Origin of the sequence: Serinicoccus chungangensis (assembly GCF_006337125.1) — a bacterium.
In the GTDB taxonomy this organism is placed as follows: domain Bacteria; phylum Actinomycetota; class Actinomycetes; order Actinomycetales; family Dermatophilaceae; genus Ornithinicoccus; species Ornithinicoccus chungangensis.
The window spans coordinates 900679-925553 of record NZ_CP040887.1 but is presented as its reverse complement, the minus strand read 5'-3'; the positions used below and the strand labels follow the sequence as shown (position 1 = coordinate 925553).

22 protein-coding genes are annotated in these 24875 nt (G+C 74.4%); 6 read left to right on the top strand and 16 right to left on the bottom strand.

Features of this window, described 5'->3' with window-relative positions:
- Window positions 1-82 precede the first annotated feature (82 nt).
- Both FHD63_RS04240 and FHD63_RS04235 read left to right on the top strand, forming a co-directional pair.
- On the top strand, window positions 83-601 hold the full coding sequence (locus FHD63_RS04240) for a hypothetical protein (RefSeq protein WP_139720392.1): 519 nt from the start codon (window positions 83-85) through the stop codon (window positions 599-601).
- A gap of 4 nt (window positions 602-605) precedes the next feature.
- Complete coding sequence (locus tag FHD63_RS04235; protein ID WP_139720390.1) at window positions 606-1109, top strand: DUF2505 domain-containing protein; 504 nt, start codon at window positions 606-608, stop codon at window positions 1107-1109.
- A gap of 22 nt (window positions 1110-1131) precedes the next feature.
- Here FHD63_RS04235 and pruA read toward each other — a convergent pair whose 3' ends face one another.
- From pruA to FHD63_RS15910, 4 genes are all read right to left on the bottom strand, one after another.
- Complete coding sequence (pruA, locus tag FHD63_RS04230) at window positions 1132-2760, bottom strand: L-glutamate gamma-semialdehyde dehydrogenase (protein WP_139720388.1); 1629 nt, start codon at window positions 2758-2760, stop codon at window positions 1132-1134.
- A gap of 18 nt (window positions 2761-2778) precedes the next feature.
- The gene (locus tag FHD63_RS04225; RefSeq protein WP_139720386.1) at window positions 2779-3273 is read right to left on the bottom strand and encodes a DUF6912 family protein; all 495 of its coding nucleotides are present in this window, start codon (window positions 3271-3273) and stop codon (window positions 2779-2781) included.
- 108 nt (window positions 3274-3381) lie between these two features.
- Entirely contained in the window at window positions 3382-4797 is a 1416-nt protein-coding gene (locus tag FHD63_RS04220; RefSeq protein ID WP_139720384.1) for a CpaE/TadZ family protein, read from the bottom strand.
- Complete coding sequence (locus FHD63_RS15910) at window positions 4794-5477, bottom strand: CpaB family protein (protein ID WP_158296702.1); 684 nt, start codon at window positions 5475-5477, stop codon at window positions 4794-4796. Before FHD63_RS15910 ends, FHD63_RS04220 begins: the two co-directional genes overlap by 4 nt.
- A gap of 143 nt (window positions 5478-5620) precedes the next feature.
- On the opposite strand from FHD63_RS15910, the gene FHD63_RS04210 reads away from it, so the two are divergent.
- Entirely contained in the window at window positions 5621-5836 is a 216-nt protein-coding gene (locus tag FHD63_RS04210; protein WP_139720382.1) for a helix-turn-helix domain-containing protein, read from the top strand.
- A gap of 19 nt (window positions 5837-5855) precedes the next feature.
- Here the strand turns inward: FHD63_RS04210 and FHD63_RS04205 are convergent, their stop codons facing one another.
- Entirely contained in the window at window positions 5856-6401 is a 546-nt protein-coding gene (locus tag FHD63_RS04205) for a hypothetical protein (RefSeq protein ID WP_139720380.1), read from the bottom strand.
- Window positions 6402-6549: 148 nt separating this feature from the next.
- Here FHD63_RS04205 and FHD63_RS04200 point away from each other — a divergent pair, with 148 nt between their 5' ends.
- Both FHD63_RS04200 and FHD63_RS04195 read left to right on the top strand, forming a co-directional pair.
- Window positions 6550-7314 (top strand): LysM peptidoglycan-binding domain-containing protein, encoded by a 765-nt coding sequence (locus FHD63_RS04200; RefSeq protein WP_139720378.1) that lies wholly within the window; start codon window positions 6550-6552, stop codon window positions 7312-7314.
- Window positions 7311-7841, top strand: a complete 531-nt coding sequence (locus FHD63_RS04195; protein ID WP_139720376.1) for an Rv3235 family protein — start codon at window positions 7311-7313, stop codon at window positions 7839-7841. Before FHD63_RS04200 ends, FHD63_RS04195 begins: the two co-directional genes overlap by 4 nt.
- A gap of 22 nt (window positions 7842-7863) precedes the next feature.
- On the opposite strand, the gene secA is transcribed toward FHD63_RS04195, so the two are convergent.
- A complete protein-coding gene (secA, locus tag FHD63_RS04190) occupies window positions 7864-10596 on the bottom strand; it encodes a preprotein translocase subunit SecA (RefSeq protein ID WP_139720375.1) in 2733 nt (910 codons plus the stop codon).
- Window positions 10597-10614: 18 nt separating this feature from the next.
- On the opposite strand from secA, the gene FHD63_RS04185 reads away from it, so the two are divergent.
- Window positions 10615-12471, top strand: a complete 1857-nt coding sequence (locus tag FHD63_RS04185) for a GNAT family N-acetyltransferase (RefSeq protein ID WP_139720373.1) — start codon at window positions 10615-10617, stop codon at window positions 12469-12471.
- Window positions 12472-12511: 40 nt separating this feature from the next.
- Here the strand turns inward: FHD63_RS04185 and FHD63_RS04180 are convergent, their stop codons facing one another.
- The 10 genes from FHD63_RS04180 to FHD63_RS04135 form a co-directional block, all read right to left on the bottom strand.
- Entirely contained in the window at window positions 12512-13720 is a 1209-nt protein-coding gene (locus tag FHD63_RS04180) for a winged helix-turn-helix domain-containing protein (protein WP_139720371.1), read from the bottom strand.
- Between the two features lie 100 nt (window positions 13721-13820).
- A complete protein-coding gene (gene hpf / locus FHD63_RS04175) occupies window positions 13821-14543 on the bottom strand; it encodes a ribosome hibernation-promoting factor, HPF/YfiA family (RefSeq protein ID WP_238705759.1) in 723 nt (240 codons plus the stop codon).
- A gap of 113 nt (window positions 14544-14656) precedes the next feature.
- The gene (locus tag FHD63_RS04170; RefSeq protein WP_139720369.1) at window positions 14657-15403 is read right to left on the bottom strand and encodes a ComF family protein; all 747 of its coding nucleotides are present in this window, start codon (window positions 15401-15403) and stop codon (window positions 14657-14659) included.
- 68 nt (window positions 15404-15471) lie between these two features.
- On the bottom strand, window positions 15472-17250 hold the full coding sequence (locus tag FHD63_RS04165; RefSeq protein WP_139720367.1) for an LpqB family beta-propeller domain-containing protein: 1779 nt from the start codon (window positions 17248-17250) through the stop codon (window positions 15472-15474).
- A complete protein-coding gene (gene mtrB, locus FHD63_RS04160; protein WP_139720365.1) occupies window positions 17250-18917 on the bottom strand; it encodes an MtrAB system histidine kinase MtrB in 1668 nt (555 codons plus the stop codon). The genes FHD63_RS04165 and mtrB overlap by 1 nt, the downstream gene beginning before the upstream one ends.
- Entirely contained in the window at window positions 18886-19563 is a 678-nt protein-coding gene (gene mtrA / locus FHD63_RS04155) for an MtrAB system response regulator MtrA (protein WP_139720363.1), read from the bottom strand. The genes mtrB and mtrA overlap by 32 nt, the downstream gene beginning before the upstream one ends.
- A gap of 34 nt (window positions 19564-19597) precedes the next feature.
- Window positions 19598-21061, bottom strand: a complete 1464-nt coding sequence (gene ahcY / locus FHD63_RS04150) for an adenosylhomocysteinase (RefSeq protein ID WP_238705758.1) — start codon at window positions 21059-21061, stop codon at window positions 19598-19600.
- 9 nt (window positions 21062-21070) lie between these two features.
- A complete protein-coding gene (locus FHD63_RS04145; protein WP_139720361.1) occupies window positions 21071-22501 on the bottom strand; it encodes a mycothione reductase in 1431 nt (476 codons plus the stop codon).
- A 224-nt stretch (window positions 22502-22725) separates the two neighbouring features.
- Window positions 22726-23964, bottom strand: a complete 1239-nt coding sequence (locus FHD63_RS04140) for a kynureninase (protein ID WP_139720359.1) — start codon at window positions 23962-23964, stop codon at window positions 22726-22728.
- Window positions 23957-24871: a tryptophan 2,3-dioxygenase gene (locus FHD63_RS04135; protein WP_139722972.1), complete on the bottom strand. Its 915-nt coding sequence runs from the start codon at window positions 24869-24871 to the stop codon at window positions 23957-23959. The genes FHD63_RS04140 and FHD63_RS04135 overlap by 8 nt, the downstream gene beginning before the upstream one ends.
- Between the last annotated feature and the right edge of the window lie 4 nt (window positions 24872-24875).

Here is a 24875-nt window from a genome sequence, read left to right as displayed (position 1 = left end):
CCACCCTACTCGGCTGCCCACCTGCGCACCCGCCTGGGGACAACCCTCCGGCCGACCCTTCGGCGGCCCCTAGGGTGGGCCCATGACCGGGATCGACCGGCCCCCCGGGCCCGCGGCCGCCCGGCAGCGGCCGGGGACGGGATCTCCTCCCGCCACCCTCCTGCGCGCCGCGGAGGAGGTGAGCGCGCTGGCCCCCGACCTGGGGTGGTCCGAGGCCAGCGGCCTCGTGGAGGCGTTGCTCGACGGCGTCGCCCACGTGCTGGCGGACGCCGCCACCGACCGGGAGCAGCCCCGGCCGCAACCGCTCGTGGTGGGGGCCATCGGCGGGACCGACCGGCTGCCCGACCACGCCGGCTGCCGGGCCGCCGCCGGGCGCCTGCGCGCCCTGGCCGAGGAGCTGCTCCCCCACCCGGCGCCCTGGGCCACGGAGACCGCCACGGTGATGACCGACCTGGGCGACCTCCTGGACCGGGTCGCGGACCGGACCCGCCGCGGGGCGCTCACCCGGGCCGACAAGGGCGTCGTCCTCCGACGGCTGCACGGCCTGCACCGCCGGTTGCGCGCTGCGCTCCCCGGGCCGGGCGGTCAGGACGTACGGTGAGGTCATGAGGATCACCGAGACGATCCGTCACCCGGCGGACCCGCAGCGCACCTTCGAGATGCTGACCGACCACGCCTACCAGGTCCGGCGCTGCGAGCGCTCGGGGTCGTTGGACCAGACCGTGCACGTCGAGACCGCGCCCGACGGCACGACGACCGTGACCACGCAGCGGCACCTGCCCAGCGACGGCATCCCCGACATGGCCAAGGGCCTGGTCGGTCCCCGCCTGCTCGTGGTGGAGACCGTGCGCTGGGGGTCGCCGGACGCCGACGGCGAGCGCGAGGGCGCCATGAGCCTGGAGATGCCGGGCCTGCCGATCACCTTCACCGGCGGCATCCACCTGCGTCGTGGCTCCGAGCCCCAGGTGACCGACCACGTCGTGGACGGCGACCTGGAGGCGCGCGTCCCGCTCCTCGGGCGGCGCGTGGAGGCCATGGTGGCCGAGCGGATGCGCGAGGTCGTGCAGCTGGAGGAGCGGGTCGCGCGGGAGTGGCTGGCCGGGGGCTGAGCGCCCCGGCGCAGCCGGCCGCTCAGCCCATGTGCGGGTAGCGGTACTCCGTCGGCGGGACGAAGGTCTCCTTGATCACCCGGGTGTTGACCCAGCGCTGGAGGTTGGCCGCGGAGCCCGCCTTGTCGTTGGTCCCCGAGGCACGCGCGCCGCCGAACGGCTGCTGCCCGACGACGGCGCCGGTGGGCTTGTCGTTGATGTAGAAGTTGCCTGCCGCGAACCGCAGCCGCTCGACCGCCTGTCCCACGGCGGCCCGGTCCTGCGCGATGACGCCGCCGGTGAGCGCGTAGGGCGCCACGGACTCCATCTGGTCCAGCATCGAGGACCACTGACCGTCCGGGTAGACGTGGACGGTGAGGATCGGGCCGAAGTACTCGGTCGTGAGCATCTGGTGCGTCGGGTCCTCGACCACCGCGACGGTGGGTCGCACGAACCATCCGACGGAGTCGTCGACGGTGCCCCCCGCCACGACCTCGACGCCGGAGTCCGCGTGGGCCCGCTCGATGACGTCACGGTGCTTGGCGAAGGCCTTGGCGTCGATGACGGCGCCCATGAAGTTGGACAGGTCGCGCACGTCACCGACCGCGATCCCCTCGGTCGTCTGGGCGAGCTCGTCGCGCAGCCTGCGCCACAGCGACGCGGGGACGTAGGCCCGTGACGCCGCCGAGCACTTCTGGCCCTGGAACTCGAAGGCGCCGCGCACGAGGGCGGTCCGCAGCACGTCGGGGTCGGCGCTGGGGTGGGCCACGACGAAGTCCTTGCCCCCGGTCTCGCCCACGATGCGCGGGTAGGACCGGTAGGTGCCGAGGTTCGACGCCACCCCCTGCCAGAGCATGTTGAAGACGGCGGTGGAGCCGGTGAAGTGGATGCCGGCCAGGTCGGGGCTCTCGAGCGCCACCTCGGAGACAGCAGGACCGGTGCCGGTCACCATGTTGATGACGCCGTCGGGCAGGCCGGCCTCCCGCAGCAGGTCCATCGTCATGCTCGCCGCACGCTGCTGGGTCGGCGCCGGCTTCCACACCACCACGTTGCCCATGAGCGCCGGGGCCGTGGGGAGGTTGCCACCGATCGCGGTGAAGTTGAAGGGGGTCACCGCGTAGACGAAGCCTTCCAGCGGGCGCTGGTCGATGCGGTTCCAGGTCCCGGGCGAGTTGCGGATCGGCTGCTCGGTGAGCAGCTGCCGCGCGTAGTGCACGTTGAAGCGCCAGAAGTCGGCCAGCTCGCAGGCCGAGTCGATCTCGGCCTGGGTGGCCGTCTTGCTCTGTCCCAGCATCGTGGCGGCGTTCATCCGCGCGCGCCAGGGCCCGGCCAGCAGCTCGGCCGCCTTGAGGAAGATCGAGGCCCGCTCCTCGAAGGACATCGCCCGCCAGGCCGGCGCCGCCTCGCGGGACGCCTCGACGGCCGCGCGCGCGTCCTTCTTGGTCGCGTCCCGCATCGTCCCGAGCACCTCGGCGTGAGCGTGCGGCTGGACGACGTCGATCGCGGCGCCGCCCCCGGTGACCGGCGCGCCGCCGATGACGTGCGGGAGGTCCACGGGGCTGGCCGCCAGCTCGGCGAGCGCAGCCTCGAGGGTGCCTCGTTCCGGGCTGCCCGGCGCGTAGCCGAGCACGGGCTCGTTGAGCGGGCTGGGGACGTCGACGATGCCATCCATGGCGTGATCTCCTCGCGGTCAGTCGGTCGGTCGGTCGGTGGGCGGGTCGGTCGGCGGCCCACCCGGTCGGGAGGGGCGGGCCCGGCCGACCAGCCCCAGCACGTGGTCCAGCTCGGTGGTGTCGAACCAGGACAGCTCGATGTCCTCGGAGTCGTGGTCGGCCAGCAGCGAGGCGTCCCCGGTGACGACGTCGTCGCCCAGGTGCAGGGCGGCCACCCGCGGCAGCTCCACGGACGCCACCTCGATCCACAGGTCGTCCGTGGCGGCGTCGGTCACGCGCCCCGCGTCCACGTCCACCGCGGCCAGCACGACCGGGACACCGGTCCGCACCAGGTCCTCGGCGGCCACCTGCGCGGCGGCGTACTCGAGCTCGTCGCCGTCCGCCCCCGGCTCCTGGGCCCGGAGCACCTCGGTCACCGCGGTCGCCCGCAGCGGTCCGCTCAGGCGGCGGTCCTGCGACAGGGCGGCCAGCTGGTCGCCCGTCAACGGCACGTAGCACCGCACGGTCGTCATCGCCGACCTCCTCGTCAGGGTCACCGGGCCAGGCCGACGGCTGCGGCCTCACCGTCATGGTGTCAGACGTCGGAGCGGTCCTGGCGGGTGGGGCGACGGGGCGCAGCCTCAGGTGCGGGCGCGGCGACGCGACCACCAGCGCGAGCGTGGCGCGTCCCCGGACCCGCGACGCCCGCTGACCAGGTGGGCCAGCGTCCGGATCGACTCCCGTGCCGGGCTGGTGGGGCGTGACTCGGCGAGGGTGTGCCCGTGCAGCAGGGCCGCGTCCACGGCGTCGCGGTCCTCGGGGACCAGGTGCACCTGGCCCACCCCGGCGAACCGGCGCAGGGTCTCGGCGATCCGGCGGCCCGGCTCCGGACCGACCGGTCCGGGGCGGACCCGCGTCACCACCACCTGGACCTCCGCCCGGGTGAGCCCGGGCAGCTGGTCGACACCGCGGACGAGCCGCTGCAGCCCCACCGGGTCGCCGGTGCCGACGACCAGCACCCGGTCGGCCTCCTCCAGGGCGCACAGCGCGGCCCCGTTGCGTCGAGGTGCGCTGGTGTCGAAGGACAGCTCCTCGTCCTGCTCCACCGTCGGGGCGATGTCGACGACCACCCACCGGGCGAGGGAGCGGGCCTGCTGGAGGATGTCGGCCAGGGCGCTCTCCCGCAGCTCGGTCCACCGGTCGGCGCGGGGCAGCCCGGTGAGGACGAGCAGCCCGGGGCGCACCTGCGGGGCGAGGCGCAGGAGGCTGTCCTCGTCGAGGGTGCCCTGGTCCGCGGCGCGGGCGGCGGCCGCGACCCCGGGTGACTCGTCGAGCACGGCCAGCGCCTGCGCGACCCCCGCACCGTAGGTGTCCGCGTCCACGAGCAGGACCGGCGTCGTCGCCGACGCCAGCTCGGCGGCGAGGTTGACGGCCACCGTGGTGCGGCCGGTGCTGCCGTGCGGCCCCCACACCACGACGACCTCGCCCTCGGACGGACCGTCCGTCCGGGGCGGGTGCTCCTGGCCCGTCGCCGAAGCGGCGTGCGTCCCGGCGTCGTCGTCCCGGACACCCTCCGGACCGGCGTCGACGAGCACGGCTGCCGGGTCCGTGTGCCGGCCGGGCCCCGGACCGTGCTCAGCAGACGTCGGCCCACCGGGCGCGGTCGGCGAGCCGGCCGGTCGGCGGTCGTCGCCGGTGGGGTCCACCCGCCCCAGCGAGGAGAGCACCGCGTCGAGCTCCGGGGTGCTGCTCTCGACCTCGAGCACGCAGGTGACGCCGCGCCGGTGCAACGCGCGGGCCGCCTCCGTGTCGTCACGCGGGTGCACCCCCACGACGTGCACGCCGACCGCACCGAGGCCCTGCACCGCGTCCCGGTCCAGCCCGCGCAGGTCGTGGGAGACGAGGACGACCTCCGCCAGGCCGGCCCGGGCGACGCCCAGCAGCTCGGGCAGGTCGGCGCACCGGCGCACCAGCCGGGCCTGGGTGGACCCGGCGAGCAGGGCCGCGACCTGGCTCTCCCACCGGGGGGCCACGGCGGTCACCAGCGGACGGCTCACCCGCCCTGCTCCCGCTGGGTGCGGGGCGCCGGGACCAGGGTCAGCCGGGCGTCCTGGTCCACCGCGGCGATGACGTCGCCGACCCGGTCCGCCGGCACGACGAGGGCCACCGGGGTCCGGCCCAGCGATGCTCCCAACCCGCCGGACTGGTCTGCGACACGGTCGATGACGGCCCCCGGCAGCAGCAGCTCGGGGTCGCGGTAGACCTCGCCGGCGGCCTCCGGGTCGCGCCGGCTCACCCAGACGTCGACCGCCGTCCCGACCTGCAGCCCGGAGACGGTCGAGGCGTCCACCGGGACGTTGACCGTCTTGTCCAGGGCCTGTCGCTGCGTGCCGACGGCAGCCGCGGGCACGAGCTCCCCGGCCGCGACGCGCCGCAGGAGATAGGTCCCGTCGGAGACCGGGTCCGTGGCGTCGAGGTAGTGCTCGGCGGAGTCCCCCAGCCGCACCTGGACGGTGACCAGGTCACCGTCCGTGACCGGTTGGCCGGGCAGCAGGTCGCGCGCCGCCGCATACACCGGCCGGGTGTCGTCGAGGCCGGACACCAGGCGGGCACCCCCGGCCACCGAGAGCACCACCAGCAGCACTCCCACGACCAGCCGCAGGTCACGCCACCCGGGAGCCTGCAACCGGCGCGCGGTGCGCCCCGGCCCGTCCTGCGTCGTCGCCGTCGGTCCCATCTCGAGGCCCCCTTCGTCCCTGTCGGCCCGCACCGCACGATAGCGCCCCGCAGCCCCACCTGACCGCGTCCTGTCCACAGGAACCGTGGGGCACCCGGGGTCATCCGTACCATCGTGGTCAGGACCGACGAGAGGAGACCCGCGTGGCTGGGCCCAGATTCCTGACCCTCACCGACGTGGCGGAGACCCTCAACGTCTCCCTCGCCCAGGTGAAGGCCATCGTGCGGTCCGGGGACCTGCCCGGGATCAAGCTGGGTGGCCGTGGCGTCTGGCGGGTCGAGGCCGCCGAGCTGGAGGCCTACATCCAACGGATGTACACGCGGACCCGTGAGTCCCTGCACCTGGGCGAGGGCCCCTGAGGCGGCGTCCGCCCCGCGGTCAGAGCCGCTGCACCATCGCGATGGCGCCGTAGGGCACGGCCACCACCCCTCGGACCGCTCCCGGTCGGCGTGGTTCGTCGTCCGCGTGCCGTGCCAGGTCGAGGTGGTCGGCCAGGGCCCGGTCGACGGTGCCGCTCAGGTGGTCCCCGCCCTGGTCGACGACGCGCACCCGCGCCCGGTCCCGGCTGAGCGCGCGCACGGCGTGGCGCAGGTCGTAGCGGCGTGGTCGGTCGTCCACCCGACCGCTGAGCCCCTCGACGGAGAGCAGGGCGGCGGTCACCACCAGACGCTCCTGGTGGGAGGAGGACCGCGCGTCGAGCACCAGCAGCCAGTCCGGACCGACGTCGACCAGCCGGCCCTCCAGGGCGCCGACCCCACGGACCCCCAGACGCAGCACGCGACCGACGTCCGCCGCCAGGCGGTCCCCCAGGACGACGCGACCGCGCTCGGCCCGGGTGTGCTCAGCGGCCTCGGCCTCCCTCTCCCGCCGCTCCCGGTCCTCCTGCTGGCCCTCGAGGTCCGCGAAGAGCTGCTCCCACCGCATCCCCCCATGCTGCCAGGCGGCGGGCCCCAGCAGCAGGTCGTCCACAGGCCTTGACGCGCTGGACGACCGCTCGTAGATTGCCGTCATCGACCGCAAACGAACGCAAACGAACGCTTCGTGCCTCTGGGGCACGGGGGAGGGGGATGACATGGACACCACAGGGGGGTGGGTCGGGGGCCCGCCCGTCGGATGGCGGGCCAGCGCCTGGGGCGCGGGCGGCGGGGCCGCCGCCCTAGGCGCGTCGACGGTCCTGGGGCGGCAGGCGGTGACCGCCTGGGCGAGCCCCGTCGGGCCGGACCCCGGGACGGCCGTGCTGGCGGCCGTGCTCGCCCTGGCGACCGGCCTGCTGCTCTGGGTCGCGGGGGTGCTCCTCGTCGCGGCCTGGCGGGTGCGGCCTGCCGTCGGTCCCGCACGCGTGCCCCCGACCGCCTCGACGTCGGTCCGGGTCGCCACGACGCTGCTGGTCCTGCTCGCGACGGGTGCCGGCGGCACCGGGGCGGTCGCCGCCACGGTCTGCACCACGGCCCCGACCGCCCAGGACGACCGGCCCGGGGCGGTCGAGTCCTCGCCGGACGGCCCCGTGCCCCCGCGCCACGACCCCGTGGACGTGCCGCTGCCCGGCTGGACCCCGGTGCCGGCCACCCCGCAGGCCCACCCACGCGGCCAGGTCGACCTCGTCGGCGGGCGCGGGGTCGCGCAGGGAGACCTGCCGGACCACGTGGTCGTCCGGCGCGGTGACACCCTGTGGGACCTGGCCGCCCGGCACCTCGGCCCCGGAGCCACCTCCGCGGACGTCGCCGAGGAGTGGCCGCGGTGGTATGCCGCGAACCTCGCCACCATCGGCCCGGACCCGGACCTCCTCCTTCCCGGTCAGGAGCTCACCGTGCCCGGCACCCCGGAGGACGGGCCGTGACCGGGTCGTCCCGGACCCCCGGCGTGCTGCACCTGCGGCTCATCGACGCCCCGGAGCCCCCTGCCGAGGGCCCCGACTGGTCCGGCACCGACGCGCGGTCCCAGCCGGCCGAGGGCGACTACGTGCAGGGGACCCTGGCGGTGGACTTCCGGGACGGGGCCTACGACAGCTACTTCGGCCCTCAGGCCACCGCCACCGACGACCTCCCCGAGGCCCGGGCCTGGGCGCACCGGATGGTCCGGGCCCTGCTGGAGATCTGTGCCGGGACCCGGCCCGTGGACCAGCTCTCGCGCTGGTTGGCGCCGGAGGTGCGCGAGCGGGTGGCCCGTCGGTCGGCGCTGGCGCGACGGCGGGGGCGCTGCCGCAGCGCCCCACCGGTGGTCCGCGCCCTCCTGGACTGCCACCCCGCCGACGGGGTGTGCGAGGTCGCGGCCGTGGTGCACCTGGACGGCCGGGTCCGCGCCCTGGCCCTGCGCATGAGCGGGGTCGACGGGCGGTGGGTCATCACCGCGCTGGAGCTGGGCTAGCGGCCCGTCCCACCCGGTCCGGTCAGCTGCGTCCCCGCTGCGAGGCCGCCCGGCGCTGGGCGCGGTTGCCCTGGCCCTGGCCGCCCGGCGCGGAGCCGTTCGTCGCGTCCTCGCTGTGGCTGCCGTCGGCCCGGACCCGACTGGCCTGGGCGTCCCCGCCCTCGCCCGGGGCGACGAAGGTCAGCCCCTGACGGGGCGCGGTCTGCTGCGCCTGCGGCGTCCCCGACGCGGACACCTGGGCGTGGAAGAGCAGGCGCACCGACTCCTCCTTGATGGCCTCCATGACCGCCTGGAACAGCTGGTAGCCCTCGCGCTGGTACTCCACCAGCGGCTCGCGCTGGGCCATGGCGCGCAGCCCGATGCCCTCCTTGAGGTAGTCCATCTCGTAGAGGTGCTCGCGCCACTTGCGGTCGAGGACCTGCAGCACGACCCGTCGCTCCACGTCGCGCATGACGTCCTCGCCGAGCTCGGCCTCGCGCTCGTCGTAGGCGTGCTGGGCGTCGCTGGTGAGCTCCTCGACGAGCAGGTCCGTGGTCACCCCGGCCCGGCTCCCGGCCCGCTCCACGATCTGCTCGATGCCGAGACCGACCGGGTAGACCTGGCCGAGCTCGTGCCACAGCGCCTCGAGGTCGATGCCGTCGGCCAGACCGGCGCCCCCGGCGCTGGTGACGTAGTCGCCCACCACGTCGTTGACGAAGTGGCGGACCTGCTCGTGCAGGTCCTCCCCCTCGAGCACGCGGCGACGCTCGGCGTAGATGACCTCGCGCTGACGGTTGAGCACGTCGTCGTACTTGAGGACGTTCTTGCGGGTCTCGAAGTGCTGGGCCTCGACCTGGCTCTGCGCGCTGGCGATGGACCGGGAGACGATCTTGGACTCGATGGGCACGTCGTCCTGCATCCCCGACGTCGACATCACCCGGTCCACGAGGGCGGCGTTGAACATCCGCATGAGGTCGTCCTGCAGGGAGAGGTAGAACCGCGACTCCCCCGGGTCGCCCTGACGGCCGGCCCGGCCCCGCAGCTGGTTGTCGATGCGGCGCGACTCATGCCGCTCGGTGCCGAGGACGTAGAGGCCACCGAGCTCGGTGACCTCCTCGTGCTCGGCCTCGACGGAGGCCTCGGCCTGCGCGAGCGCCTCGTCCCACGCCGCCTCGTACTCCTCCGGGGTCTCGTGCGGGTCCAGGCCGCGGGCCTGCAGCGCCGACACCGCCCGGAACTCCGAGTTGCCCCCGAGCATGATGTCGGTGCCACGGCCGGCCATGTTGGTGGAGACGGTGACGGCGCCCTTGCGCCCCGCCTCGGCCACGATCGAGGCCTCCCGCTCGTGGTGCTTGGCGTTGAGCACCTCGTGCCGGACACCGCGCCGGCGCAGCTGGTCGGAGAGGTACTCCGACTTCGCGACCGAGGTGGTGCCGACGAGCACCGGCTGCCCGGCCCGGTGCCGCTCGACGATGTCGTCGACCACCGCGCCGAACTTGGCCTCCTCGGTGCGGTACACGAGGTCCGGCCGGTCCTGCCGGATCATCGGCTTGTTGGTGGGGATGGACAGCACGCCCACCTTGTAGATCTGGTGCAGCTCGGCGGCCTCGGTCTGCGCCGTCCCGGTCATCCCGGCGAGCTTGTCGTACATCCGGAAGTAGTTCTGCAGGGTCACCGTGGCCAGGGTCTGGTTCTCGTTCTTGATCTCGACCCCCTCCTTGGCCTCGATCGCCTGGTGCATGCCCTCGTTGTAACGACGGCCCGGCAGGATGCGGCCGGTGTGCTCGTCAACGATCATCACCTGACCGTCCATGACGACGTAGTCCTTGTCGCGCTTGAAGAGCTCCCGGGCCTTGATGGCGTTGTTGAGGTAGCCGATGAGGGGGGTGTTGGCCGACTCGTAGAGGTTGTCGATGCCGAGGTAGTCCTCGACCTTCTCGATGCCGCGCTCGAGGACCCCCACGGTCTTCTTCTTCTCGTCGACCTCGTAGTCCCCGCTGGACTCGATCCCGCGCAGCGGGTCGGCCGGCTCGCCGCGCTCCAGCCGCTGGACGACCTTGGAGAACTCGGTGTACCACTTGGTCGCCTGGTCGGCGGGCCCGGAGATGATGAGCGGCGTGCGCGCCTCGTCGATGAGGATCGAGTCGACCTCGTCCACGATCGCGAACTGGTGCTCGCGCTGCACGAGGTCCTTGAGCGAGGTCGCCATGTTGTCGCGCAGGTAGTCGAAGCCGAACTCGTTGTTGGTCCCGTAGGTGATGTCCATGGCGTACTGGTCACGACGCTGCGCCGGCGTCATCGACGACAGGATGCACCCGGTCTCCAGTCCGAGGGCGCGGTGCACGCGTCCCATGAGCTCGGACTGGTACTGCGCCAGGTAGTCGTTGGTGGTGATGACGTGCACACCCCTGCCGGTGAGGGCGTTGAGGTACGACGGCAGCGTCGCGACGAGCGTCTTGCCCTCGCCCGTGCGCATCTCGGCGACGTTGCCCTGGTGCAGCGCGGCCCCGCCCATGATCTGCACGTCGAAGTGGCGCTTGCCGATGGTGCGCTTGCTGGCCTCGCGGACGGCGGCGAACGCCTCCGGCAGCAGCTGGTCCAGGGTCTGGCCGTCGGCGAGCCTCGCCTTGAACCGGTCGGTCTCCTCGCGCAGCTCGGCGTCGGACAACCCCTCGAAGTCCTCCTCGAGGGCGTTGACCTGCTTGGCGACGGTCTCCAGTCGGCGCAGCGCGGACTTCTCCCCGGCGCGCAGCATCTTCTCGAACAGGTTCGGCACGCGTCTAGGCTAACCGGCATGGCTGAGGATGCCGCATCGAGCGTGGGGGCGGTGCGCCGCCAGGAGGGGCTGCGGATCGTGCCGCCGCACGAGGGGCACCTCGCGCTGCTGCTGGACCTGGGGGCCGACGAGGAGGCCCGCCGGTGGGGTGACGCCGTGCCCGTCCGGGACCCCGGCGCGGCCCGGGCCTGGGTGTCGGTCGCCCGCGACGGGTGGGCCGGCCAGCACCGGTGGGCGCCGCGACGCTGGGTCGCGGAGGTGGCCACCGGGCCGGCGGGCGGGGCCGAGGAGCATGCGGTCTGGCGTCCGGCCGGCGTCGTGGAGTACCGCCCCGACGGTCACGGGGCCGCCGAGGTCGGGTACGCCGTGCACCCCGACCACCGGGGTCGGCGGGTCGCCACGGGTGCGCTCGGTCTGGCGCTCGGCCACGCCTTCGACGAGGACGACGTCGTCCTCCTCCGGTGGCGCGCCGAGGTCGACCACTGGGCCTCCCGCCGCGTCGCCTGGCGGCTGGGGTTCTCCGTGCCGGTGCTGGTCCGGGGGCTGCTGCCGGGGTGGGGCCAGGACACCACGCCCCGCGACGGGTGGATCGCGACCCTGCACCGGGACGAGCCGCGGGAGCCGGCACACCCCTGGCGGGAGATCCCCGTGCTGGCCGAGGAGGACGGTGACGTCCGCCTGCGCCCGTGGCGCGCGGACGCCGACGACGCCGCGGCCCTGGCGTCGGTGGACGACGTGGCCCGGCAGTACGTCGGGACGACCCTGCCGGGGCCCGGCGAGGAGGCCGTGCGGGCCTGGACGAGGGCGCGGCTCGAGGCGGCCCTGCTCGGGCGCGGCCTCACCTGGTGCATCGCCGACGCGCGCTCCGACGCGGCGCTCGGCTCGGTCTCCCTCGTCGACCTGCAGGACCCCTCCGCCCGCGGCTGCGGCGAGGTCGGCTTCTGGCTGCTCCCCGCCGGCCGCGGTCGGGGAGCGGTGACCCAGGCGGTGCGCCTGGTCACGCGGTATGCCGTGGCCGAGCTCGGCGTGCACCGGATGGCCGCCCGCACCGACGAGCGCAACGACGCCGCCCACCGCGCGCTGCTGCGCGCCGGCTTCCGGTGGACGGTCACCGAGCCCCAGTCGTCCGTCGACGGGACCGGGGACGAGAGGCACGGCACCGCCCGCTTCGAGCTGCTCGGCGACGACGCGGCCCAGGCCGCCCCGCTGCCGGGCCCTCCCCCGTCCGTCGCGGCCGCCGGGCTCACGCCCACGACGCGCGGCAGGGCCCCGGGCCTGCCCACGGACGCACCACCACACGTCCCGGCGCCGGTCCCGACGCTGCGCACCGACGGACTGGTGCTGCGCCCGTGGCGCGCCGGCGACGAGGACCGGATCGTCGAGGCGGTGTCCGACCCGCTCACCCGGCAGTACCTGCCCGAGCTGCCGGACCCGTACGGCCAGCCGGAGGCGGCGGCCTTCCTCCAGACCTGTGCCGCGGCGGCCGAGGACGGCGAGCGCCGCACCTGGGCCGTGGCGGACGCGGCCGACGACCGGGTCCTGGGGGCGGTCAGCCTCACCGGGGCGGCCACCGCCGGGCCTCCCGGGGAGATCGGCTACTGGGCCCACCCGGACGCGCGCGGCCGCGGGGTGACCACGGCCGCGGTGCGAGCGGTCGTCCGGTATGCCGTCGCGCCCGTCGGCGAGGACGGCCTGGGCCTGCCGCGGGTCTGGGTGCGGGCCGCGGCGAGCAACCGGGCAAGCCGGCGCGTCGCGGCCGCGGCCGGGCTCCAGGAGGTGGGCCGGGACCGTCAGGCCGAGGTCCTGCGCGACGGCACCGTGGACGACCTGGTGCGTCTCGACCTGCTGGCCTCCGAGGTGCCCACCCGCGGGTGAGCACGGCCCAGGCGACGAGCGGCGGCCCGGTCGCCCACCCTCAGGGGACCGGGAGGTCGACCCGCCCGAGACCGAGCCAGCCGGCCATCGCCTCCAGCTCCTCGACCAGCCGGGGAGCGGCGTGCGCCACCTCCGTCCCGGGCTCCCAGTGGACGGCCCGCGCGCGGAGCACCCCGGCCTCACGGTCCGCCTTGAGGTCGACCCGCCCCACGAGGTGCTCGTCGAGCAGGAACGGCAGGACGTAGTAGCCGTGCACCCGCTGGTGCTCGGGCACGTAGATCTCCAGGCGGTAGCGGAAGTCCCAGAGCTGCTCCACCCGCTCCCGCTGCCACACCAGGGAGTCGAACGGGCTCAGCAGGGCGGCGCCCTCGACCCGCCGCGGACGTCGGGCCTGGGGATCCAGCCAGACCGGCCGGTCCCAGCCGCGGACGTGCACCCGCTCCGCCCGGCCCTGGCCCTCGAGCGTCTCCAGCGCCGCCCTCACCACCGGCCCGCGCACCCGGAAGTAGTCGGCCAGGCAGCGCATGCTGCCGAGCCCGTGCGCCCGCAGCGAGACCGCGAGCAGCTCCACCACCGACCCCAGCTCGTCCGGGGCGTCCGGCCCACCGGGGGCGCGGCGCAGGACCTCCGGGGGCAGCACCCGCTCGGTGCAGGCGTACCGGCGCTCGAACTGGCTGGTCCGCGCGGCGCTGGTGAGCTCGCCGGTGGCGAAGAGCGACTCCAGCGAGGTCTTGACCGCCGACCAGTTCCACCCCCAGTGGTCGCTGCGGCGCGCCGCACCGTGGGGCAGGTGCACCTCGACCTCCCGGGCGGTGAGCGGTCCGTGCTCCGCCACGACCTCGCCGACCGCCTCCAGCAGGCCCGGGTGCTCCTCCCGCAGCTGCTCGCGACGGGCGAGGACCCGGGGGCGACGCATACGGAAGCCGAGCAGGGGCCAGGTCGGGAGCGGGACGAGGGAGGCCTCGTGCGCCCAGACCTCGACCATGCGCCGGCCCGCCCTGGCGCGGCCGCGCACGCCCGCGCCGTCACGCATCCGGTCCAGCGAGGCCGTGTCGTAGGCGCCGAGCCGGGCGAAGAACGGCAGGTAGTGGCTGCGGGTGAGGACGTTGACGCTGTCGATCTGGACGACACCGAGACGGTCCAGGACACCGTTCAGCTGCCGGGTGCCGGGGTCCGCCGGCCTGGCCCGGCCGAAGCCCTGGGCGGCGAGCGCGACACGACGGGCCTGCGCCTGGGTGAGGGTCAGCACGGGGACCACCCTGCCAGGGCCCTCCGACGGACCGGCCCCGGGGCCACCGCGTGCGGGTGGTCCCCGGGGCCGGTCCGTGCGGGCCGTGCCGGTCCTGCTCTCAGGAGGCGACCGCCCGGGTCCGCTCCCCCGTGCCCTGCTGCGGCTGGACCGCGTCCTCGTCGCCGTCGGTGTCCCCGTCGGCGTCGACCGAGTCGAGGCGCAGCACGCCGTAGGACCAGCCGCGGCGGCGGTAGACCACGCTGGGCCGGTCGGCGTCCGCGTCGTGGAAGAGGAAGAACTCGTGGCCGACCAGCTCCATCTGCGACAGCGCCTCCCCCACGGTCATGGGCGGGGACGCGTGCACCTTCTCGCGGATCTGGATGGGGCTGTTGCCGCGCGTCTGCAGCGCCTCGTCCACGGCCTCCTCCGGGCTGCGCCCGGCGGCCTCCTCGGGGCCGGCGTCCTGTGCCGCCAGCGGGTCGGTGGGGAGGCCGAAGGTGGCCTCGGCGACGGAGGGGAGGCGGTGCTTGCCGGTGTGGGAGACCCGACGCTTGTCACCGATCCGCCGCAGCCGCTCCGCGAGCTTGCCCATGGCGAGGTCCAGCGCGGCGTACTCCTCGTCCGCCGCGGCCTCGGCGCGGACCACGGTCCGGTGGACGTAGCAGGTGATCTCGCAGCGCTCGGCCTCCTTGGCCTGACGCGGGTTGGTCTCGTGGGTCAGCACCACCTCGGTGCGACGGACCCGGGGGGCCAGCTGCGGGATCTTGTCCAGCTTGTCCTCGATGTGGCGGCGGAAGCGCTCGGGCACGTCTCTCTTGCGACCAGTCACGCTGAGTTCCATCAATAACCTCCATGCAAGACGGTGTGGTTCGGGGTATGGCGTCGGCGACGGCGCCTGATCTCGACCGGCCTCACCCCCTCACGGCTGCTCGCGAGGTGCTCCATGAACCCACACTAGTCCGGCTCACCCGTGCGCGGTAGGTCAGGCCCCGGGTCGGTGCGCCCCCGCCGTGCGGTCGCCGCCACCGTCGCCGCGACGACCCCGGCGCACCCCACCTCCCGCAGCGCGCGGGTGCACTCGCCGAGCGTCGCCCCGGTGGTGACGACGTCGTCCACGACGACGCAGGGCACCCCGACGAGGGACGTCACCAGCCCCGGACGCACCCGGACGGCGCCCCCGAGGTTGGCCGACCGCTGCCGGGCCGACAGCCCGGCCTGGTCGGCGACGGCCCGGGTCAGCACGAGAGCCGGGACCACGGCCCGCCGCCCGGCGGCGACGGCCGCGAGATCGCGCACCGGGGAGCGGCCCCGGGAGCGGGAGCTGGCCAGGGCCGACGGGGCGGGGAGCACGGCCACCGGGCGCCCGGCCCGGACGGCGGCACGGTGCTCGGGGGACCCCGCGACCGCCGCGCCCACCGCCGCCCGCAGGACCTCCCCGAGCGCCGCCGTGAGGTCCACCCGGTCCTGCTCCTTCCAGGCGACGACGAGGGCGCGGACGACGCCCTCGTAGGCCGGGCCCGACCAGGTGGGCGGGAAGCCCGGCGGGCAGGGCGTCGGCCGCCAGGGGCGGGGGCCTGTCGCGCGCAGCTGCCACCGGCAGTCGGGACAGAGCCGGTGCGCCGCCCGCCCGCAGCCGGCGCACCCGGCCGGGGCGACCAGCTCCAGCAGGGCGCGCAGGTCCTCCCCCGGCCGCCACGGCATACCCCAGGGTCGCACCCGCGGGCGCGTCGTGCGGCTGTCCACAGCGCGGTGCGGAGCGTCGCGGCGGCTCAGCCGCCCGGGACCACCACCTGGTCCCCGTTGCGGACCGGCTGCCAGCCCTGCTGCCCCTCGGGGACGTAGACCCCGCCGTCCTGGGTGCGGGCGATGACCTCCACCCCGGTGACCCGGGGCACGGGGACCGCGTCGACCAGACCGGGGAGCTCACCGAGGGGCTCCAGCCACCCGCCGAGCTCGAGCCGGAAGGCCTGCGGCCCGAGGTCCTCCTGGCGCTGCCCCACGAGCACCAGCTCGCCCGCCCCGGACCAGTGCGCCGCCGAGACGTCGCGCAGGTGCGTGGCGACCGGCAGCGGGCTGGTGAGCGCGCGCGGACGGCCCGCGGAGTCGCGGACGATGCCGCTGACGAGCAGGCGGTGGACCGGCGCCTCCTCCGACTCGCCGGTCACCTCCGGGCCCACGACCAGGGCGGCCCTGCTGCCGTCGGGCGAGATCGACACCGCCTCGACGCGGTCCTCGTCCTCGAGCCAGTCGGCCTCGACGGGCCGTGCCACCGCGTCGAGCTGGGCGCCGTCGACCACCCAGACCCGGGGTGTCCGGCTGCTGCGGTGGACCCCGCCGACCCAGAAGGCGCCCTGCTGGTCGACCGCCGGGGCGCTGAGGTCGTCGCCGATGCCCTCGTTGGTGTGCACCCGCTCGCCGCGCCACCGGCGGAAGGCGGTGCCGTCGACCGAGACCGCGGCCAGGTCGTCCAGCCCTTCCGTGGCCGCGAGGCCGGTCCAGCGCAGCTCGACCTGGGGCAGCACCACGTCGTCGGGGACGTCGAGGTCGCGCAGGGCGTACTGGGAGGGGTCCACGAGGGTGAGCTCCTCGCCGACCCGCAGCAGCACCTCCGACACCTGCCGGTCCACCTCGGCGTAGGGCAGCTCGGTGGCGGCGGTGATCGGCCCGTCCGCGCCGTCAAGCCGCAGGGGCTGGCCCGAGGCCTGCACGTCCACCCCGGCCACCGAGGACAGCCCGAGCAGGCTGTGCGCCAGCTGGCTGCTGAGCCCCTCCGCGCGCGTCTCGTCCTGGGCGAGCGTCGCGCCCTGCAGGTTGACGGTGGCCACGAGGGTCGAGGGGTCGACGGGGACGGCCGGCGTCGCGAGCCGCACCGACTCGTTGGCAGCCGTGCTGACGGCACCCTCCAGGTAGCCGGGCAGCGGGGCGAGCTGGGCGCGGGTGAGCGCCGTGGGCAGGCCCTCGCTGTCGGCCAGCCACCGCAGCTCGGGGACGAAGACGTCCTCCTGCGTGTTGAGGTAGGACAGCACGGTCGGCCGGAAGACGCGCTCGAAGGCGGTGTCCGAGAGCCACAGCCCGGCGTCGTCCGGGAAGGTGCTGATGCGGGGCTCGCCGTCGACCTCGGTGAGCCCGAAGGTCTGCGTGGAGGTCTGCGGGGTCTGCTCGGTGAGCCGTCCCTCGGCGTCCACCCGGCCCACCACCTCGAGCTCCACGCTCACCTCGTCCTCGGAGAGCAGGGTGAGCTCCGCGTCACCCTCGTAGACGAGCACCGTCGCGGTGGGCACCCAGCTGCTGGCCAGCTCGGAGGTGAGGTAGGAGCGGGACACGTCGTCGTCCCCGGCGAAGCCCTCGCTGGCCCGCAGGAACCCCTCCACGACCTCGCCGGGGCCGGCGCCGGGCTGGGCGGGCGGCAGCAGACGGTCGACCTCGCGCTCGGACTGCTGCGAGACCGGCAGGCCGGCCCGCGGCGCGGTCGTGGTCGGGAGCTGGCTCGAGCAGCCGGTGGTGATGAGCGCGGCGGCGGCCAGCGCCGCGACCAGGGGGGTGCGCATCAGTCGTCCTCTCTGGTGGCCAGCGCCAGCACGACGGGTGGCACCTCGGCGTCCTGCGCGACGGTCGCGCCACCGTCGGGCCCGGGTGAGGAGGGCACCTCCGGCGGCCTCTCGGCGATGACGTGGGTATGGGCGCGGGGCAGCAGCAGCCGGAAGCAGGCTCCCTCGCCGGGCCGGCTGCCGACCTGCAGCCACCCGCCGTGGACGCGGGCGTCCTCCTGCGCGATCGCCAGCCCCAGCCCGGTGCCGCCGGTGGTGCGGGTGCGGGCGGGGTCGGCGCGCCAGAACCGGTCGAAGACCTGGTGGCGCTGCTCCTCGCTCAGCCCGATCCCGTGGTCGCGCACGCTCACCGAGACCACCTGGGCGTTGCTGGCCACGGTGACGTCGACCGGCAGCCCCTCGCCGTGCTCGACGGCGTTGGTCAGCAGGTTGCGCAGGATCCGGGAGACCCGGCGACCGTCCATGCAGACCTCGACCCGCTCGCCGGGCACGTGCACCCGCAGCACCGTGCCCACCTTCTCCGCGAGCGTCTCGACCCCCTGCACCGCGGAGACGACGGCCGGCAGGATGTCCTCCTCGTGGCGCTCCACGGTGGCGGCCCCGGAGTCGAAGCGGCTGATCTCGAGCAGCTCGGCGAGCAGCTCCTCGAAGCGGTCCATCTCCTGGTCGAGCAGCTCGGCGGACCGGGCGACCGGCGCCGCGAAGTCCTCCCGGGAGGCGTGCAGCACGTCGCCGGCCATCCGCATCGTCGTCAGCGGGGTGCGCAGCTCGTGCGACACGTCGGAGACGAAGCGCTGCTGCAGCTGGGACAGCGAGCGCAGCTCGCGGATCTGGTGCTGGATGGAGTCGGCCATGGTGTTGAAGGAGGTGGCGAGCTGGGCGATCTCGTCGTTGCCGACGACGGGCAGCCGCTCGTCGAGGTGGCCCTGCGCCACCTCCTGGGAGGCCTTGGCCACCTCCTCCACCGGCCGGGTGACCATACGGGTCGCCACCAGCGCCAGGCCGACGGCCAGGGCGAGCAGGCCCAGCCCACCGAGGAGGAAGAGCTGCCGGACGAGGTCGAGGGTCTCCTGCTCCCGGAGCAGGGGGTAGACGAGGACCAGGTCGTAGGGGCCGGCGCGCAACAACGACACCCGGGACCCCACGACCACGGCCGCCGTGCGCTCCTGCCCGTCGCCGAGCGACACCGGCACCACCATGACCTGCTGGTTGGCCGGGTCCCGGGAGATCGCCTCGCGCAGCGCGTCGGGGACGTCCTCGGCGAGCACGCCGGTCGACATCCGCTCCACCACGCCGCTCGTGTTGTCGAGGGCCGGGAGCAGCAGCGCCCGCCGCCCGTCCGCGGCCGACGGGCCGCTCATCGACTGGATCTGCTCCTCGGCCAGGCCCCGCAGCCCGCTGTCGTCGCGCCGGTCCGTGGAGTCGAAGGCCCGCTGCGCGTTCGCGACCTGCTGGGAGGCGTCCCGCTCCGCGCTGTCGATGGCCTGCTCGACCAGGCCGCGGGAGACCTGCTGGTAGAGCAGGGTGCCGAGGAGGATGGCCAGCAGGGAGCCGAGCAGGACCGTCGAGGTGATGACGCGCGTCCGCAGCGAGCCCCGCCACCAGGTCAGCAGGCGCTGCCCGGCGGCGCGCTCGTCAGGGATGCCCGGCCTTGTATCCGACGCCACGCACGGTCACCACGATCTGGGGGTTCTCCGGGTCCTTCTCGATCTTGCTCCGCAGCCGCTGGACGTGCACGTTGACCAGCCGGGTGTCGCCGGCGTGGCGGTAGCCCCAGACCTGCTCCAGCAGCGACTCCCGGTCGAAGACCTGCGTGGGCTTGCTGGCCAGCGCCACCAGGAGGTCGAACTCCAGCGGGGTCAGCGGGATCTGCTCCCCGGCCCGGGTCACCTCGTGCCCGGCCACGTCGATCTGGACGTCGCCGACCTGCAGCCGGGTGTCGTCGCCGCTGTCGGTGCGGCGCAGCCGCGCCCGGATCCGGGCCAGCAGCTCCTGCGGCTTGAACGGCTTGACGACGTAGTCGTCGGCGCCGGCCTCCAGGCCCAGCACGACGTCCTTGGTGTCCGTGCGGGCGGTGAGCATGACGACGGGGATCCCGGACTCGGCCCGCAGCTCACGGCATACCTCGATGCCGTCCTTGGACGGCAGCATGACGTCCAGGAGGACGAGGTCGGGACGGAACTCGCGGAACATCGGCATCGCGCGTCCGCCGTCGGCGCAGCTGGCGACCTCGTAGCCCTCCTTGCGCAGCACGATGCCGAGCATCTCGGCCAGGGCCTGGTCGTCGTCGACCACGAGTACTCGAGCGCTCACGGGTTCCTCCTGCGTCTGTGCCCCTGCACCAGCATCAGTAGCGGTAGTGCTCCGGCTTGAAGGGGCCGGCCACGTCGACCCCGAGGTAGCTGGCCTGCTCCTTGGTCAGCTCGGTCAGGTCGGCCGCGACCGAGGCCAGGTGGAGCCGCGCGACCTCCTCGTCGAGCTCCTTGCGCAGGGTGTGGACCCCGAGGGGGTAGGCCTCGATCCGGGTGTGCAGCTCGATCTGGGCCAGGACCTGGTTGGCGAAGCTCGTCGACATGACGAAGCTCGGGTGCCCGGTGGCGTTGCCGAGGTTGAGCAGCCGACCCTCGGAGAGCACGATGATCGAGCGCCCGTCGGTGAAGGTCCACTCGTGCACCTGCGGCTTGATCTCCACCCGCTGCACGTCCGGCACCCGGGCGAGACCGGCCATGTCGATCTCGTTGTCGAAATGGCCGATGTTGCCCAGCACGGCCTTGTCCTTCATCGCGGCCATGTGCTGCGGGGTGACGACGTCCTTGCACCCGGTCGCGGTGATGACGAAGTCGGCCGAGCCGATGACGTCCTCCAGCCGGGCGACCTGATATCCGTCCATCGCGGCCTGCAGCGCGCAGATCGGGTCGATCTCGGTGACGACGACCCGGGCACCCTGACCGCGCAGCGCCTCCGCGCACCCCTTGCCGACGTCGCCGTAGCCGCAGACGACCGCGACCTTGCCGCCGATGAGCACGTCGGTGGCGCGGTTGATGCCGTCGATGAGGCTGTGCCGGCAGCCGTAGGTGTTGTCGAACTTGCTCTTGGTGACCGCGTCGTTGACGTTGATCGCCGGGAAGAGCAGCTCACCGGCCTCGTGCAGCTGGTAGAGCCGGTGCACCCCGGTGGTCGTCTCCTCCGACACCCCGCGGATGCCCTCGGCGACCCGGGTCCAGCGCTGCGGGTCCTCGGCCAGGGAGGCCCGCACCGTCTCCAGGATGACCTTCCACTCCTCCGGGTCCTCCTGCTGCGGGCTGGGGACGGCTCCCTGCCGCTCCCACTCCCGGCCCTTGAGCACGAGCAGCGTGGCGTCCCCGCCGTCGTCGAGGATGAGGGTGGGGCCGGCCCCGTCCGGCCACAGCATGATCTGGGTCGTGCACCACCAGTACTCGGGCAGCGTCTCCCCCTTCCAGGCGAAGACGGGCACGCCCTGCGGCTCCTCGGGGCTGCCGTGCGGCCCGACGACCACCGCGGCGGCGGCCTCGTCCTGGGTGGAGAAGATGTTGCACGAGGCCCAGCGGACCTGCGCCCCGAGCGCGACGAGGGTCTCGATGAGGACGGCGGTCTGGACGGTCATGTGCAGCGACCCGGCGATCCGGGCACCGGCCAGGGGCTGCTCGTGGGCGAAGCGCTCGCGCAGGGCCATGAGGCCGGGCATCTCGTGCTCCGCGAGCCGGATCTGGTGCCGTCCCTGCTCGGCGAGCGCCAGGTCACGGACCCGGTGCTCGAGCGCGGTGCCGGTCGTCGTCATCGTGTCGGGCATGGGGTCATGCTACGTGGCGTCCCCGACGTCCTCCGGCACGTGCAGCCCCAGCAGGGCGTTCTCCAGCACCTCGGACAGCGCCGGGTGGATCCAGTACTGGCCCCGCGCCAGCTCGTGGGCGGTCACCGACGGGCCCATGCTCAGCGCCTGGATGGCCGGCTGGATGAGGGTGCTGGCCATGGGCCCCATGGCGTGCACCCCGAGCAGCCGCCCGGTCGCGGCGTCCCCCACCGCCTTGAGCAGCCCGGTGGTGTCCTCCATCGCCCACCCGTAGGCGGTGTCGCCGAACCGCTGCACCTTGGTGGTCACGGCATACCCCTCGTCCTGCGCCTGTGCCTCGGTGAGGCCGACGCAGGCCATCTGGGGGTGGGTGAAGACGGCCGACGGGACGAACCGGTGGTCGAACGCCCGCAGGTCCTCGGGATGGGCGAGGTTGTGGGCCACCACCCGGGCCTCGTGGTTGGCGACGTGCTTGAGCTGGTGCTCCGAGGAGGCGTCGCCCAGCGACCACACCCCGGGCACGTCGGTGCGGCCGAAGCGGTCCACGACGACCCGCCCGTCGTCGTGGGTCGACACGCCGGTGTGCTCCAGCCCCAGGTCGTCGGTCTGCGGGGTGCGCCCCGTCGCCACCAGGAGCACCTCCCCGCTCACCGTCGAGCCGTCGGACAGGGTGAGCTCGAGCTCGGACTCCCCCTGCTCGACGGCGACCGCCTCGACGCCGGTGCGGACGTCCCACTGGGCCCGCGCGAGGTCGGTCCAGGCGGCGGCCAGCTCGCCGTCCAGCGCCCGCAGGAGGCCCGCGCCCCGGTTGACGATCCGCACCGCGACCCCCAGGGCGGAGAAGATGTGGGCGAACTCGGCGGCGATGTAGCCGCCCCCGAGGATGACCAGGCTGGCGGGCAGCTCGGACAGGCGCATGACGGTGTCGGAGGTGTGGAAGGGCACCCCGGCGTCGAGGACGACCTCGGGGACGAAGGGCCGCGACCCGGTCGCGATGACGACCTGGTCCCCGCTGATGCGGTGCACCGAGCCCACCTCGTGGTGGCCACCGGGCCGGGTGATCTCGATCTCCAGCTCGTGGTCGGAGACGAACCGGGCGTGGCCGAGGTAGGCCTCGGTGTCCTCCCCCTCGACGCGGTAGTCCCGGCCCCCGTCGCTGATCGGGTCGATCCGCCCGAAGACGCGGTCCCGGATGTCGGCCCATCGCACCTGGTCCAGACTCGCGTCGACGCCGAACCGGGCCGCGTCGCGGACGGTGGAGGCCACCTCCGCGGCATACACGAACATCTTGGTGGGGATGCACCCGACGTTGAGGCAGGTGCCGCCGAACACCCCGCCCTCGACGAGGGCGATGCGCCGCCCCTGCAGCTCGGGGGTGACCAGCGAGTTGCCGGACCCGGTGCCGATGACGACGAGGTCGTAGTGGGTGGTGTCGCTCACCCGGTCAGCGTAGTTCGCCCCTGGACCCACGCCACCCGAGGTGGGGGTCGACCCCCGGAGGGCTCGGTGAGCAGCCGAGGTATGCCGGAGGGGTTGTCTTCGTACCTATGCTCGACGACCCGGGCGCATCCCGGGACCCGGACACGCACGCCGACCCACCAGGAACGCCCCGGCCGTCCCCTCCGGACGGACCCCCACCCTGCTGAGGACGGGGGTGCCACCGCTCAGCGCTGGAGCTCCTCCAGGACGGCGGCCAGCCCGTGCCACACCTCGACGAAGGTGGTGGACAACGGCGACAGGCCCAGCCGCAGCCCGTCCGGGGAGCGGAAGTCCGGGATCACCCCGCGCTCCCAGAGCCGGGGGCAGGCCTCCTCGAAGGCCGGGTGGCGCAGCGTCAGGTGACCGCCCCGCCGCTCGTGCGCTCGTGGGCTGGCGACGACGACGCCCAGCTCGGTGGGCCACGACTCGACGACGGACCAGGCGAAGTCGGTGAGGCGCAGGGACTTGTGCCGCACCTCCTCGATGCCGGCCTCGGCGAGCAGCTGGGCACCCAGGCGCACCGGCACCATGCCGATGATGGGCGGGGTACCGCTCACGAGGGCCCGGATGCCCGCGGCGGGCTGGTAGCCCTGCTCCATGCGGAAGGGGTCGCGACGGCCCATCCACCCCTGCACCGGCTGCCGCAGGGTCGGGAGGTCGTGGTGGCGGTGCGCGAGATAGGCGTGGGCCGGCGCCCCCGGCCCTCCGCCGAGATACTTGTAGTCGCAGCCCACGGCCGCGTCCCAGGCCCAGTCGTCGGCCCGCACGGGCACCGAGCCGGCGCTGTGGCAGGTGTCCCAGAGGACGAGGGCCCCGGCGTCGTGCACGAGCTCGGTGATGCGCGGGGTGTCGGCGACGAAGCCGGAGCGGTAGGCGACGTGCGACAGCAGGACGACCCCGGTGCGGTCCCCGACGACCTCGGCGACCTGCTCGGCCGTCACGCCGGAGGCCGGGTCGGCGTCGATCCAGCGCAGGACGAGGCCGCGCTCGGCCGCGACGCCCTCGGCGACGTAGCGGTCGGTCGGGAAGTTGTCGGTGTCGAGGACGAGCTCGCGCCGCGCGGGGTCGGTGGCCAGCTGGTGGTCCACGAGCGCGCGGAGCACCTTGTAGAGCAGGACCGTGGTGGAGTCCGCCACCACCGTCTGGCCGGGAGCGGCTCCCAGGGCCGCCGCCCCGACGAGGTCCCCGACCTCCTCGGGCCAGCGCATCCACCCCTCGTCCCACGACCGGATGAGGCGGGTGCCCCACTCCTCGCGGACGAAGCGCTCCATCTCCCGCGCCGCCCCGGCCACGGGGCGACCCAGGGAGTTGCCGTCGAAGTAGGCGACGACACCCTCGGCGCGCTCGAAGCGGGGCACGAAGCGGGCGAGCGGGTCCTGCGCGTCGAGCTCCTGCGCCTGCCGCAGGTCGGGCTGGTCAGCCACGGCCGTCACCCCCGTGGTACCCCTCGGGCGTCACGTCCTGGATGGCGGAGCGCACGTCATAGAGCTCGGGGAAGAAGGTCAGCTCCAGCGCGCGGCGCAGGAAGGGGGTCCCGCTGGAGCCCCCGGTGCCACGCTTGCTGCCGATGATGCGCTCGACCGTCTTGAGGTGCCGGAAGCGCCATACCTGGAAGTTGTCCTCGAGGTCCACCAGCTCCTCGGCCGTCTCGTACTCCGCCCAGAACCGCTGGGGGTCGGCGTAGACGTGCCCCAGCGCCTCGACCACGCCCGGGTGCGGGTGGTAGGGCTGGGAGACGTCGCGGGCCAGGACCTCGTCGGGGATCGCGTGGCCGCGCCGGGCCAGCCAGGCCAGCACCTCGTCGTAGAGGCTGGGCCGGTGCAGCAGCCGGACCAGCTCGTCGTGCTGCGCCTCGTCGTGCGCGAAGACGGGCAGCATCCCGGCGTTCTTGTTGCCGAGCATGAACTCCACCGCGCGGTACTGCCAGCTCTGGAAGCCGGAGCCGGTGGCCAGGAAGGCCCGGAACCGGGCGTACTCGCTGGGGGTCAGGGTCGCCAGCACCGACCACTGCTCGGTCATGGAGGCCTGGATGTGCTTGACCCGGGCGATCCGCTTGAGCGCCTGCCGGTGGTCGTCGGCGGCCAGCAGCTCGCAGGCGCTGGTCAGCTCGTGGATCACCAGGCGCAACCACAGCTCGGTCGTCTGGTGCTGGATGATGAAGAGCAGCTCGTCGTGCTGGGGAGGCGTCGCGCGCGGGTGCTGCGCGGACAGCAGGGTGGGCAGGTCGAGGTAGTCGCCGTAGGAGAGGTTGCGCCCGAAGTCGCTCTCGATGCCCTGCTCGAGGTCGCGCTGCGCCCGGGTGTGCCGGGTCACCGGGTCGTCGCCCCGCACCCCG